Origin of the sequence: Wolbachia endosymbiont (group A) of Sturmia bella, assembly GCF_964030905.1 — a bacterium.
GTDB lineage: Bacteria > Pseudomonadota > Alphaproteobacteria > Rickettsiales > Anaplasmataceae > Wolbachia > Wolbachia pipientis.
Genome location: NZ_OZ034988.1, coordinates 745,982 through 759,069, shown reverse-complemented (window position 1 = coordinate 759,069; position 13,088 = coordinate 745,982). Strand labels below are relative to the sequence as shown.

The following is a 13,088-nucleotide window of genomic DNA, read 5'->3' as shown; positions in this document are numbered from 1 at the left end:
AATGTGATATAAAGGAGATAAGAGGGATTTCTTTGTTTAAATCTTTGTCTTCTTTTTTTCAATATACCTACATATCAGAATGGACAATTCATATAGAATCAGCATAGGTATTGCAAGCCCTACTTGGCTTAATACATCAGGTGGAGTTAAGATTGCAGCGATAATAAAAATTACCACTATCGCGATTCTGCGTTTATTTGACAAACTTTGTGTAGTGAGTAACCCTACTCTCACCATTAATGTGAGTATTACTGGAATTTGAAATGCAGTGCCAAAAGCAAACATAAATTGGAGAACGAGGTCTAAATATTCGCTAACTGATGGCATAAACTCTATTGGTATACCGAAAGATTTCCCACTATGTTCAAAAGTGATGAAAAACTTCCAGGCTAAAGGAAATATATAGTAATAGACTACAGTAGCTCCCGTTACAAATAAAACCGGTGTTGCAATCAAGTATGGCAACAACACTGCCCTTTCACTTTTATATAACCCAGGTGCTAAGAACATATAAAATTGCCATGCAAACACAGGAAAAGAAAACAAAAGTGCGCTCATTATTGCAACTTGGAGATACACAAAAAATGCCTCTGTTAAGTCTGTGTAAATTAAAGAAAAACCTTCGCTACCTTTTGTTGCTTCTATTAAAGGTGCGAGTAAAAAACGGTATATATTTTCCTTAAAGTAATAACAAAAACCAAAAGCAACGCAAAAAAATAGAAAGCAAAAGATAACTCTTTTTCTGAGTTCCGCAAAGTGCTCATAAAATGAGGCGTATTTGCTTGAGTTCCAGTTCATACTTTACTATAGCTCAATAATGCTATGTCTAACATTCTCAGCGAAAAAGCCCACTCATTGTCATACCACGCTGCAACCCTGCATATATCACCTGTAACATATGTACCAGTTAAATCCACAATTGCACTATAAGGGTTATGCACAAAATCTATTGAGACTAAAGGTTCCTCGCATATAGAAAGTACATTTGACATTGGATAACCCTCTGTCATCCTAGTACCCTCTGATGTCATCCGAGTAGCTGACACTGGGATCCAGAAATTAGATTCCAGCGTCACGCGCTGGAATGACGTAGAGGAGAGAGCTGCATCCTTAAACATTTCATTGATTTCTTTAACGGTCGCTTTCTTATCAGTCGTAAATGTAAAATCAACCATAGAAACATTGCTAACCGGAACTCTGACGGCAGTGCCATCTAGCTTGCCCTTTAATTCAGGAATTATAGAACCAATTGTTTTTGCTGCCCCGGTTGTAGTTGGCACCATAGATAATCCGCAAGCCCTTGCTCTACGCAAATCTTTATGATTACCATCAAGAACATTTTGATCATTCGTGTAGGCATGTATAGTAGTCATAAAACCGCTTTTTATACCTAAACTGGAGTGTAGGACTTTCACAATCGGAGCAAGGCAATTTGTAGTGCAAGAACCTGCTGATATCACTTTATGCTCTTTTTCGAGCATATCGTCATTCACACCATAAACTATAGTGACATCAGCATCCGGAACTGGAGCAGAGACAATTACTTTCTCTGCATTGTGCCTTATTGCTTCTTCACGTTTATTGAATGCACCAGTACATTCAAGTATTACATCAACATTCCAAGGAATATTTTCAGGATTCCGTTCTCTATATAAAGAAAACTTTTTGCCATTTATAGAAATCCAATTTTGAGACTCATTAAAATCAATATCACCACTGAATTTGCCATGAACAGAATCATATTTAATCAAATGTGCATGCTGCTTTGCACTGAGCGATCCATTGACAGCTACAACTTCTATTTGTTTGCTATATTCTTCTATTTCGAAAATAGCACGCAATACGCCTCTGCCTATTCTACCCAGACCATTAATTCCTACACGAATCGTCATCTCTTCATTCAAAAAATTTAATTATAGAGGATATCACTTGATATTTCATTTTATTCTTTTGCTTTTCTATCGATATGAACATTATAGCAAGGAGACAGGGCTAAAAACTTGCTTGACAAACTCCGCCAGCCCCCTTATCATGAAACTGAAGCTATTGTATTTGCTTTCGCCAATCTGCAGATTAAAAGGTAAGGATTACTTAATGTATCGGCGTCTTATGTTTAATTTTTTGCAGTATATAGATACTGTATGTCTTTACAAAACTTCATCTACATCTAGATTTTTATCTAAATAAGCTGAACGCGCTTATAAAGCGTTACAAGACATCAAAAAATGCCAATACTTGACAGAGATAGTAAAAGACTAGCTAACTCGGGGATTCTTTGTCTTTTTTTCTGCTTGGTAAATTTCTTAAACATTTGCAGCGTAGGTTAGTTGCAATTAAAAGCAGCTAAATCTTGCTTGTCAAACGTTTAAAACATAAAAAACGCCAATATTTTAAAGCGGATAATAACCCCAGGGCTTCTTTTGCCTTTTTTTTCATTTGGTAAATTTCTTAATGTTTATAGCTAAAAGAGCCCAAGAGAGGTCAATGCCCCTGTGATGTCATTCCAGTGCTTGACACTGGAATCCAGCCTTTATTATGCAGCCACTTGGTTGAAATTAAGTCTTATGGATCCCAGTGGGCTTTGTTGCATCGCTAGCTATGATGGATTAAAGATAAAAAAGATAGGGAATATCAGTAGCTTATTATTCTGGTATTTATAACAAGAACGGTCAATGAATACCTAAATTTGAGTAAAAGAAATTTCACTACCATTTACCAATCCGGCTAAAATTCAAGAATTTCAATGCTTTAGCTATTTTCAATAGAATTAAATTTATTAATATAAATAACAAATTACTATTCTTAAATTTGATCAGATTGATTGCAAAAAAACAAGATTTTCAATAGGTTGCTTATAATCCTAACTATAGTTAGCCTTTCATAAGTAGCGATGCAACAAAGCCATCCCAGTGTCAAGCACTGGGATGGCAAAAAAAGGAGGCTACTCGGATGACAGGAGAAGGTACTGCCGTCATAAAGGAACCAGTTTCAGCTACTTTCATGACATCGTTGTAACATTGTACCATATTACAATTTAGCGTTTTTAGTAACTAAGAAAGTGCTTCCCCCTTTTAGAGCACTGCATATAATAGAATTATATCGCAGTGCATTGCGAAACAAAATTCCCAATACTACAGGAGGCTTTATGAATAAGAAATTTCTCTATTCACCATTGTCAATAAAAAGTATAGGAGAAAACGGTGTATTTTCTGGTTATGCGAGCGTTTTTAACATAGTTGATAAACAAAATGATCTGATATTGCCCGGAGCATTTAAGGAAAATTTAAACAGAAATAAAATAAAACTCCTTTGGCAGCATAATCCTGACGAACCTATAGGTAGTATCATAGATATTTATGAAAATGATGTTGGCCTGTATATAACCGCACATTTACTTTTGGGTATTCAGAAAGCAGAAGAAGTGTATTTGATGCTCAAAACTGGGGCAATTAACGGACTTTCCATCGGCTATATACCTATAGAGTATGATGTTGATCATAAAAGTGGAGCTAGAGTGTTAAAACAAGTGGAATTATGGGAAGTCAGTTTGGTCACTTTTCCTGCAAACTTGGCTGCTCAGGTAATCAATGTGAAAAATCAGAACAATGAACAGGGAGTGTTAGCAAGAGCGATAGAAAAAGCAAATGCTGTACTTGCAGACATGTACATTTCTGCTTAAAGTGTATTAGGCGGGCAAAGACTTTACCATAATTTGACACCTGCGTTAGTATTTGTTTAACATTTATACTAATATATATAACTTTATTACTATTAAAATTTTCTGTAAATTAAAGTTAAAAAATAAGGTAATTTTATGCTAAATATTAATAATAAGGTTAATTATGAAATTAATATTAAGCGAAAGGAAAAAAAATACAGCTGGTCTACTGTATTTGCTTGGTTATATCTAAAAACGATTGGACGAATATTGCCCAAGAGATGGAATAGATGGGCAGAAAATATTTTGTACTACGATAAAACTACTGCAAACAATGAAGTTCAAACTGATGCTTTTAAGACAATAGATGGAAGTGTTCAAGTTGACTTAAAACCTGAAGTTGTAGAGAAAGAGAGCCAAAGTGTAGTGATAAACAAAGATGGAGGGGTTCAGACTGATGGAGTAGCATTGATAACAGAGGAAGATGATGAAGCATTAGAAGAACAGCTGGAGGGCATAAATCAGGAATTAGAACTTGAACGTTTACAAAATGCTTCCTTAAAAGAAGAAAATAGAGAATTACGATCTGCAATTGAAGGACTTGAAAAGAGTTATAAGGGACTTACAGAAGATGCAGGCGAACGAGAAGAGGAACTAACCAAATACAAACAAGATAAAAAAGCAATGCAGGATAAAGTTGATGAACAACAGAAAACTATATTTGATCAATACATGATAATAAGAGAGCAAGGAGAAGAAATTGAAGCTACTAGGAAAGATAATGAAAGTCTGCAAGCACAAATAATAGAACTTAAGAGTAGGTTAAAGGACAAGGAGGATAAATTAATTGAATTGAATCAACAATGGCAAGCTAGCAAATTAGTGGCTTTACTTAAATCACAGACTGATAAATTGTGTCAGGCTAAAGACAAAAATACTGAATTAGAAAATAAAGTCAGTGACTTAGGTCATGAAAACAAAGCTCTACGATTAAGTGTGAATACATTGACTGCTCAATTGGGTGAAGGAGAACTTGGGGAAGCAATTACAAAGTGTTCAAGAATCTAAACAACAATTGGAGATTGATTTAGAAGGTCAATTGAAAGCTGACACTAAGAAACTACAGGAAGCAAAAGAAGGTCAATTGGCTAAAAAGGCAGGTGCAGTGAGTACAGTATCTACTGCAAAATCAACTCTTTCAAAATTACGAAACTTGCCCAATAAGCTTTCTAGGGATAAGGGTCTCAATAACTTTTTATCTGGGAAAAACGAGGAGTTAAAAAAAGGTTTTCCTGAATTTAAAGAGAAACACTTTTGCCATAACGTGCTTAATGAAACTATAAAGTCTCTATCAAATCAAGATGATGGCAAATTTGAAAGCAGTAAGCTGCTTGAATTATTAGAAAGTAATTTGAAACAATCCGCAAGGGAGATCATAGAAGCTAAGGTTAAAGAAGTTGTCAACGAACATTGTAACATTGGAAAAAATATGGGTAAAGAACTACGAGATGACACGTTAAAAGCCAAGTTGTCACCTTCTGTTAGAAAATGCGTAAAAAAATTAGAATTTAACAAACAAGAAGGGGTAAATAAGATTGTAGACTCTATCTTGCACAGCTTTAATAGCAAGAATAATAATAATAACGACTCAGGAGAATTGCTTAAAGAAATTGTTACAGGAAAATTAACAGAGGCTAAAATGAAATGTTTTTCAAATAAGATTCAAGAGTTACAACTGGCATTAAGCATAAGAGATAAATTTTTATCTCCAGATCAGGGAATGTGTAATCAAACTCAAGGAGGAGTAAACGAATATCAATTAACAGAAAAAGCTAAAAAAGAACATATACCTAATTCCTCTGTGAGTTCCCCTAATATTGCAAGCATACATTCATTGAACAGTCAGAAAGCAGTTAGAATAGGTTCTTAGCATAAAGCACCAGCTCCTCTTTTGTTAAAGTGTAGGAGCTATCTTCCCAATGTTGTTTTAGCAATTCCAAGTTTCTACCTAAACTTTTTCCTGGCTGGTGACCTATACTTATTAAATCATCGCCAGATAAAGGAAATTTTGGAATATTGAATGTGTTAGCAAATGAAATGTATTCATCAACATTTTCTCCAGACTCAACACCACAAATTTTCACTAAATCACAATATAATTCTCTACCAAATAAAGATATGTATTTTTTTTGCTCTTTTTCTGAGAGTTCTGTTTTGATATCGTTGGATAGTAAAAATAGCAGCTTTTTCTTTTGCTTGTTCGAAAGACGTAAAAATTTGCTTACATATTCTCCAAGACTTAACCTGTCATTTTTTTTAGTAGCCCTAAGGAGTAACGCTAATTTTACTAGTGCATCAGTGCCCAAAAGAAGTGGCGAAGACAGAATTTCGCATTTTACTTCTTTTGGGATAATCTTTTGCAAAACATCAGATTCTTGCATGCTCTTAAGTGTTGGAAAAGGATCATTGCACTCCAGCAATTTAAGTATTTCATCTCTTATTCTCTCTCCAGAGAGGTTTTGGATCATATGCGAATGCTTTTTGCATACGCTTAGTATTTCATCACTCAAATCTCCGACACATATTTTTGCATGAAAACGAAAAGCTCTTAGAATACGTAGATAGTCTTCTTTAATTCTATCTTCAGCGTTGCCTATAAAGTTTAACCTTCGCGCTTTTAAGTCCTCTATACCACCAAAGTAGTCATATATATGGCCATGCTTATCTGCATACAGAGCATTAAATGTAAAGTCGCGCCTTGAAGCATCCGCTTGCCAATTATTGGTAAATTCTACTTTTGCATGCCTACCATCACATTTCACATCATGCCTTAGTGTCGTAATTTCAAAAGACCTCTGATTTAGAACCGCAGTGATAGTTCCATGTTTTAAGCCAGTTGGAATAGTTTTTATATTACGGAGTTTTAGCGCTTTAATCGTTTGATTGGGAAGCAAATTAGTAGCTAAATCGATGTCGTGGACATCACGCTGCAAAATTGAGTCTCTCACACACCCGCCGACAAGCCTAGCCTCACCACCAAATTCCTCTATGGCATCAATAATTAAACTAGTCTCATGGTCAACTTGCATTTAGGTTAGTACGTACTGCAAGTTCATATTATATGAAATGCTTGCAAAAGCCCTATATAAAAATATACAGGGCTATTAAGATTTTACAAGTTGTGGTGCTCGTTGTTGATGAAATGGTTCTGCCATCGATTCCGTACCACATCTTAGTAAACTTGAAGGGTTTTGCTGCTCTATGCGCTGCTTTATATCACTAACGCACTGCCCTACAACATCACCAATTTTTCCATCAGCATTTTCTGCCAATAACTTATCAAATCCCTTTTCAACCTCTGCTCTCTCAGAGATATCCTTTGAAAGGTTACAATATTCTAAGATCTCGTCTAGCTGCAGTTTTTTTGCTAATAGGAAATCTTCTTGTTCTTGCTCTTGTTTAAGTTTGGTTTCCTCTTGCAGTTGTTTTGCTGAACTTTTATTTCTATCAAGCAATGGTTCGAAATGCAATCCGCCTTTGTTTATTATATGCACAGTACTACTATCATCATAATCAACTTTATTGTATTCACCTGCACTTTTTGAACCTGAATTGTCTATTAATTCATGCAAAGACAGATCTTGGTTATCAACAGTCTGGTTCTCTATAACATGTAGCTTTACCTTATACTTTTCACAAAGTATTCTGCCTTCAACGTCAGGATCACCCCACCTACTGTTACGCATAATGTCTGCTGTATAATCATCTACAGTTTCACTACGGTGCTGGCCATTGTTATCATGACTATTGACAATTGCATTTGTAAACCACTTTGGTGGATTCTTTTGCGCAAATTCCCTACAATCATTTCTTAATTTTTCGGCAGTAACTTGCTCTCCTGTCTGTTGTTCTAGACTTTGCCTGAACGAGTCAAAAAAACAGCTTCCATTACCAATTGCTTGTCCTACATAGAAATTGTCAGGGTAAGGGTTACTATTTAAAAGAGTTATTTCTTGCCCTGAGATCCTGGGCCTTTTTATTCCAACCTCAACATCATGAAAGTCACTTGGTAGTTTCCGTTTCTTAGCTGTAGTCATAGTTTTACCTTAATTTAAGCTATATATTATTATACCAACAAAATTGTCAATAAGCGACTAATTAAGTATAGCAGAAATTTTTAAATTATGCAATAGTTATAATTTTACATAGCAAATATGAGTTTTAACTGCGGTATAGTTGGGTTACCAAACATAGGAAAATCAACCTTATTTAATGCGCTTACAGAGTCAAGTGCAGCCGAAGCTGCAAATTATCCTTTTTGCACAATCGAGCCAAATATAGGCAAGATTTCGATAAAAGATCAACGTTTGAAACAAATCGCAGCAATTGCAGGCTCAGAGAAGGTAATCTACAACCAATTAGAAGTTGTAGATATTGCAGGTCTGGTAAAGGGTGCGAGCAAAGGCGAAGGGCTTGGCAATAAATTTTTAAGCCATATCAGAGAAGTTGATGCCATCGTTCATCTGCTCAGGTGCTTTACGGATGACGATATCAGCCATATACACAGTAAAATAGATCCAATATCAGATGCTGAAGTGGTAGAAATGGAATTAATCCTAGCTGATATTGATAGCATAGAAAAAAGGCTTCCTCAATTGGAAAAGAAAGCAAAGCAAGGTGATAAAGAGCTAAAGAGACAACTTGAATTAATGCAAGAGGTATTAGCTACTTTAAAATTAGGTAAACCTGCAAGAAGTTTGGAGAATATCAATGAAGATGAGATGAAGTTGCTTCAATTGCTGACAACAAAGCCCGTTATGTACGTTTGCAATGTTGAAGATACAAATGTTATAACTGGCAATGAATTATCTAAAAAGGTAGAGAGGATGGCGGAGGAAAATAAAAGCAAATTTTATTGCATTTCAGCAAAACTCGAAGCAGATATTGCAAATCTTGATAGTGAAGAGGAAAAACAGAGTTTTTTATCAGAATTTGGCTTACAAGAATCAGGCCTTGATGGAGTAGCGCGTATTATGTATGAAGTGCTGAGTATGATAACTTTCTTTACTGTGGGCCCCAAAGAAGCACGTGCATGGCCAGTAAAAATAGGGTCAACAGCCGATAAAGCAGCAGGTGTAATCCACACTGATTTTGAGAAAGGCTTTATAAAAGCAGAGACAATAAGCTTTGCAGACTACATAAAGTATGGAAGTGAATCAGCTTGCAAAGACGCAGGAAAAATTCGCTTTGAAGGCAGAGATTATATCGTGCAAGATGGCGATATAATGCACTTTAGGTTTAATGTGTAGTTTATTATGCAGCCACTTATTTAAAGTTAAGTTTTCTGGATCCCAGTGTCTGGGCACTGGGATGACATCCTCCCTAGCGGAGATTGCTCTCAAACCACAATGTTCGTACAGTAAGCACTGACCACTTTGCTTCAATATTTGCGATGCCCCTGAACAGATACAAAAAATCTATTGTTTTTTTATAAATTAAATCCTAAGGCATTTTTTACTGTAGATTAATCATTTGATTATAGTATCATTTTAATTAAGCTTATGCTTGGGATATTTATGAAGAATATTTTATATTTTATATTATTAGCTGTCGTATTCGGATCACCCATCCTGTTTGCCGTAGAGCAGCTTGAAGAAAAGAAAATTGAATCAGTTCATAAAAACGAAAATGTAGGTGTAAGGAAGCAAGATAGCACAAATCAAAAAGATGAGTTAAAAAGCAACGTCGATGCTAAACAAACACAAGAGGCTGAGAGCAAAAGATTAGACGGCACTACCGATAAAGAGAAACTGCAACACAACGAGAACAAAGCTTTCGTGGTTGAAAAAACTATAAGTGAAGGTGAAAGGATTGATAAAGATTTGCCAAATGACCAGCTAGAAGGAAGCACAGACAAATTTGCTCAAAATTTACCAAATGTGGCCAATAAAGAAGTGAATAAAGATTTGAAACCAGAGCCTTTGCCTTTAAGTGCTGATTTAAATGAGAATACAGCTAACCCGCAAAAAAATCTACAAGCTGATCAGAAGATTGATATAAAAGATAATGAACTTTCAAAAAGTGATGCGAGTCAATTATTAGAGGGAAAAAAAGAAAAAGTAGAGAATCAGTCTGAAGAAAAAAAAGTGAAAGAAACAAACAGTAATTCCAAGGACCGCAATAGAGTAAAACCTATAACTAAAAAAGATGAAGAAGAGCAAAGTGAAAAGAAAAGTTTACAAAAATGGACAAAGCTAAACAGAGAACCAATAAAAGAATGGAGTCATAAAGACATACAAAGCAAGTCAATATATAAACGACAATATGATAGCCTTAATGAGCATCTTCCTACAACTGTGTTTATTGATGATTACAGTAAGCAATTTTTTTACTGCATTAAGAAGAACAACTTAACTTGCTTAAGAGGAGTAATAAGTAAGCTAGAAAAAATTGGATTAACAATTCAAGAGATACTAAGGTTTAGAAATAAATTGGGTGATACTCCTCTCATTTATTCAGTTAAACAAGGTGAGGTAGACATAGTGCGCTTTCTCTTATTACAAGGTGCTGATCTTAGAGTAGTTAACAATAATTTTCAATCCCCAATTGATATAGCAATCGAAAAAAAGCAGATCAATATAATAAATGCGATTGCCGAAATGATGCCACATCTTTTGGAGGATAGAAAAATAGACAATAAAGAAAGCTCAGCAATGTACGATTGGGCTGTGAAAACGAAAGAAATACAGTGCGATAAGCAAGATGATTAGATTTTTGATATTAATTTTAGTTGGTCATTTATGTTATGGAAACGAAACAAATGATGAAAAAAATCAGATTAGTGATTTTTTAAACGCTTTGCGTGATGCAAAATACGTATCTTACAGTAAAAAAGACTTTGCTGAATTTTTGGTGCAGTGCCACAAAGAGGGCGTGCCAGAAGATTTTAAGAAAGGTTTTGGTTCTAACTTAAATGGAGCTAATTTTAACCAACTGTACCTAAGTAAATCTGTTTTTGATGGAGTAAGTCTGATTGGTGCCGATTTTTCTAACACCGATTTATCCGATGTGTCTTTCATTGATGTTGATTTACGTGGTGCTAATTTTTCCAATGCTAATTTACATGGCATTAAAATAAAAGGTACAAATTTGAGTTTTACAAAATTTGTTTCTGCAAACTTAACAGATATCGTATTTGATCAGTCTAATGTTAGTTATGCTGATTTTATCAGTTCCGATCTCAAAAAAGTAAGTATGCACAACGTAATTGGTTTGCATACTAATTTCTCGAATGTGAAAATGAATTTCTCCAACTTATCAAACTCGAATGTTAGCCACGTAAATTTTAGTGATAGTGAAATAAACGATACTGTTATGCAGAAAAACAACCTTGATAATGCAAGTTTCTTTGGAGTGGATGCATATAAATTAAAGATACAATTTTCTTCATTAAAAAATGCTAACATATATGGTGCAGAGTTAAAAGAATCAGACTTTACAGGTAGCAATCTTTCCGATGCTTGCCTTAATTCTTCTATCATAATTAACAGTAACTTCGACGAAACTGATTTAAGCAACACACAAATTTCCTATGTGAATGACGATAATTCAAGTTTTGTTCAATCTATACTAAATGGTTCCAAGATAAAACATGCATATGTTTCTGAAGCAAATCTTCATGATGCTGATTTATCCAATATTGATTTTAGTTTTAGTGAACTGCATCAAGTTAATGTCTCTAATGCTGACATTCGTCACGGAAAGTTTCATAATACTAAAGTTGCAAATTCTAACATGAATGGCTCATTTTTTGACCATTCACTATTCACCTATGTGAAGATAGAAGATTCAGACCTTTCTACAACTTCAATGTATAAGATAAAAATCCAAGACTCTCAAGTTTATAACAGTACACTTTCTCGCCATAATATTGATTCCAGTGAAATAGAAAATTCAACATTCTTTAATTTATTAGCTGATAATTCGAGTTGGTCCAATTTAAAAGTAACTAATTCAAATTTTATTGAAAGCGATTTCAGATCTTCTTTGCTTCACGCTAATGCCTTTAGGAAAACTAGTTTTTTTCTTAGCAATTTGAGTAATTCAACAATTAGTGATATGTCTTTTCACTCTTCAAGCATATATAAAAGTTCAGTTGCTGATGTTCATTTAACAGATTGCAAGTTTGATAATTCGATTTTGATTGACAATCAAGGACAGAAAAAACTTGCAGGGTTAGAAAATGCTATAACTTCAATTGGAGATTTGCAAGAGAAAATATCACAGGGTGAAAAATTTAATGTAAATTATTCTTACTTTGAATTTAAGAATATGAATTTAGAAAATGCCGATTTTTCTAATTCAACATTGAGTAGAGCAAAGTTTGTAAACGTTAATTTGAATAAGGCAAATTTTGAAAAAACCGATTTGCGCTATACTGTCTTTGATAACTCTTCTCTCATTGGCACCAACTTATCAAATTCTAATTTAGAAGGTTCTAGCTTTTTAAACTCTGATCCAAAAAGCACCATGTTAAAAAATGCAAAGAAAAATGACCGTAAAAAGTGAGGGCGTATTATTGGTTCTATCCTCCCCTTCTGGAGCTGGAAAAACTACTATATCAGCAAAATTACTTGAGCAATCAACTAATTTAGTTAGGTCTGTTTCTATGACTACACGCAAGCCTCGCCCCGGCGAAATAAATGGAAAAGACTATTTTTTCGTTACCGAAGAAAAATTTCACGAGTTATGCAAAGCTGGCCAAATGCTTGAATACGCCAAAGTTTTTGAGAATTTTTATGGTATACCAAGAGATTTTATAGAGCAAAACCTGAGCAGTGGAATAAGCGTTTTACTCAGCATAGACTGGCAAGGAGCATTTCACTTATTCAAGCTCATGAGAAAAAAAGTTGTGAGTGTTTTTATACTTCCCCCTTCAATGGAAGAGCTTAGGTTGCGTTTGCAAAAGCGTAATAGTGATGATGCAAGCGAAATAGAGCGCAGATTAGCCGAAGCTCAAAAAGAGATAAGCAAACGTGATAAATATGATTATGTAATAATCAATGATGATATTGATAAAAGTGTAGAAGAGATAAGCTCCATACTAAATAAAGAAAGACTTAAAAAACTAAAAGAAAAACCAAGTCTGGAAGACTGATAAAAACATCAATTTGGATATTTGCAGCTATAGTTTCTTATCCTATTTTAGCCAATAGCACATTTCACAGTTTAGCTATATTTATTATTTTTTAAGATTAAATGGTTAAAATAGTAGCAACTGTTCAAGTGAGGTTTAACTATGACGGCAAATTTTCTCACAGAAATTAATTTTCTGCCTTTCCACCTATATTTTGATCACATATACAACGTTTAGCTCAATTTAAAAGTCAAACTTCTTGGTTGTTAGTTTAGTGCTGACAACTTAAATAGC

Annotated in this window: 11 protein-coding genes; 7 read left to right on the top strand and 4 right to left on the bottom strand. The window is 34.4% G+C overall.

Annotated features, from left to right (window positions below; translation table 11 throughout):
- Positions 1-36: 36 nt before the first annotated feature.
- Positions 37-798, bottom strand: coding sequence for a twin-arginine translocase subunit TatC (gene tatC / locus ACQH3L_RS03475; RefSeq protein WP_010962605.1), 762 nt, complete (start codon positions 796-798; stop codon positions 37-39).
- Positions 795-1,892: a type I glyceraldehyde-3-phosphate dehydrogenase gene (locus ACQH3L_RS03470; protein WP_010962604.1), complete on the bottom strand. Its 1,098-nt coding sequence runs from the start codon at positions 1,890-1,892 to the stop codon at positions 795-797. Before ACQH3L_RS03470 ends, tatC begins: the two co-directional genes overlap by 4 nt.
- Before the next feature lie 1,253 nt (positions 1,893-3,145).
- Here ACQH3L_RS03470 and ACQH3L_RS03465 point away from each other — a divergent pair.
- From ACQH3L_RS03465 to ACQH3L_RS03455, 3 genes are all read left to right on the top strand, one after another.
- Positions 3,146-3,679: an HK97 family phage prohead protease gene (locus tag ACQH3L_RS03465; protein WP_070357044.1), complete on the top strand. Its 534-nt coding sequence runs from the start codon at positions 3,146-3,148 to the stop codon at positions 3,677-3,679.
- Positions 3,680-3,814: 135 nt separating this feature from the next.
- Entirely contained in the window at positions 3,815-4,726 is a 912-nt protein-coding gene (locus ACQH3L_RS03460) for a hypothetical protein (RefSeq protein ID WP_425384602.1), read from the top strand.
- Positions 4,692-5,588 carry a hypothetical protein gene (locus ACQH3L_RS03455; protein WP_425384601.1) on the top strand — a complete coding sequence of 299 codons (897 nt, stop codon included), beginning with the start codon at positions 4,692-4,694 and terminating at the stop codon, positions 5,586-5,588. The genes ACQH3L_RS03460 and ACQH3L_RS03455 overlap by 35 nt, the downstream gene beginning before the upstream one ends.
- On the opposite strand, the gene ACQH3L_RS03450 is transcribed toward ACQH3L_RS03455, so the two are convergent.
- Together ACQH3L_RS03450 and ACQH3L_RS03445 are read right to left on the bottom strand one after the other, a co-directional pair.
- Positions 5,572-6,747: a CCA tRNA nucleotidyltransferase gene (locus tag ACQH3L_RS03450; protein WP_010962599.1), complete on the bottom strand. Its 1,176-nt coding sequence runs from the start codon at positions 6,745-6,747 to the stop codon at positions 5,572-5,574. The two genes, ACQH3L_RS03455 and ACQH3L_RS03450, sit on opposite strands and share 17 nt — an antisense overlap.
- Before the next feature lie 75 nt (positions 6,748-6,822).
- Positions 6,823-7,755 carry a hypothetical protein gene (locus tag ACQH3L_RS03445; RefSeq protein ID WP_095742689.1) on the bottom strand — a complete coding sequence of 311 codons (933 nt, stop codon included), beginning with the start codon at positions 7,753-7,755 and terminating at the stop codon, positions 6,823-6,825.
- 117 nt (positions 7,756-7,872) lie between these two features.
- Between ACQH3L_RS03445 and ychF the strand changes: the two genes are divergently transcribed.
- The 4 genes from ychF (at position 7,873) to gmk (ending at position 12,815) form a co-directional block, all read left to right on the top strand.
- Entirely contained in the window at positions 7,873-8,967 is a 1,095-nt protein-coding gene (gene ychF, locus ACQH3L_RS03440; protein ID WP_010962597.1) for a redox-regulated ATPase YchF, read from the top strand.
- Positions 8,968-9,234: 267 nt separating this feature from the next.
- The gene (locus tag ACQH3L_RS03435) at positions 9,235-10,428 is read left to right on the top strand and encodes an ankyrin repeat domain-containing protein (RefSeq protein WP_425384600.1); all 1,194 of its coding nucleotides are present in this window, start codon (positions 9,235-9,237) and stop codon (positions 10,426-10,428) included.
- On the top strand, positions 10,421-12,226 hold the full coding sequence (locus ACQH3L_RS03430) for a pentapeptide repeat-containing protein (protein ID WP_070356815.1): 1,806 nt from the start codon (positions 10,421-10,423) through the stop codon (positions 12,224-12,226). Before ACQH3L_RS03435 ends, ACQH3L_RS03430 begins: the two co-directional genes overlap by 8 nt.
- Positions 12,210-12,815: a guanylate kinase gene (gene gmk / locus ACQH3L_RS03425; protein WP_022626283.1), complete on the top strand. Its 606-nt coding sequence runs from the start codon at positions 12,210-12,212 to the stop codon at positions 12,813-12,815. The genes ACQH3L_RS03430 and gmk overlap by 17 nt, the downstream gene beginning before the upstream one ends.
- The last annotated feature ends 273 nt before the right edge of the window (positions 12,816-13,088 follow it).

Bases quoted from the DNA above. Each gene is read 5' to 3' on its own strand.
- ACQH3L_RS03460 (WP_425384602.1), top strand. From the start codon at position 3,815: ATGCTAAATATTAATAATAAGGTTAATTATGAAATTAATATTAAGCGA.
- ACQH3L_RS03450 (WP_010962599.1), bottom strand. From the start codon at position 6,747: ATGCAAGTTGACCATGAGACTAGTTTAATTATTGATGCCATAGAGGAA.
- ACQH3L_RS03445 (WP_095742689.1), bottom strand. From the start codon at position 7,755: ATGACTACAGCTAAGAAACGGAAACTACCAAGTGACTTTCATGATGTT.
- ACQH3L_RS03465 (WP_070357044.1), top strand. From the start codon at position 3,146: ATGAATAAGAAATTTCTCTATTCACCATTGTCAATAAAAAGTATAGGA.
- ACQH3L_RS03470 (WP_010962604.1), bottom strand. From the start codon at position 1,892: ATGACGATTCGTGTAGGAATTAATGGTCTGGGTAGAATAGGCAGAGGC.
- gmk (WP_022626283.1), top strand. From the start codon at position 12,210: ATGACCGTAAAAAGTGAGGGCGTATTATTGGTTCTATCCTCCCCTTCT.
- tatC (WP_010962605.1), bottom strand. From the start codon at position 798: ATGAACTGGAACTCAAGCAAATACGCCTCATTTTATGAGCACTTTGCG.
- ACQH3L_RS03430 (WP_070356815.1), top strand. From the start codon at position 10,421: ATGATTAGATTTTTGATATTAATTTTAGTTGGTCATTTATGTTATGGA.
- ychF (WP_010962597.1), top strand. From the start codon at position 7,873: ATGAGTTTTAACTGCGGTATAGTTGGGTTACCAAACATAGGAAAATCA.
- ACQH3L_RS03435 (WP_425384600.1), top strand. From the start codon at position 9,235: ATGAAGAATATTTTATATTTTATATTATTAGCTGTCGTATTCGGATCA.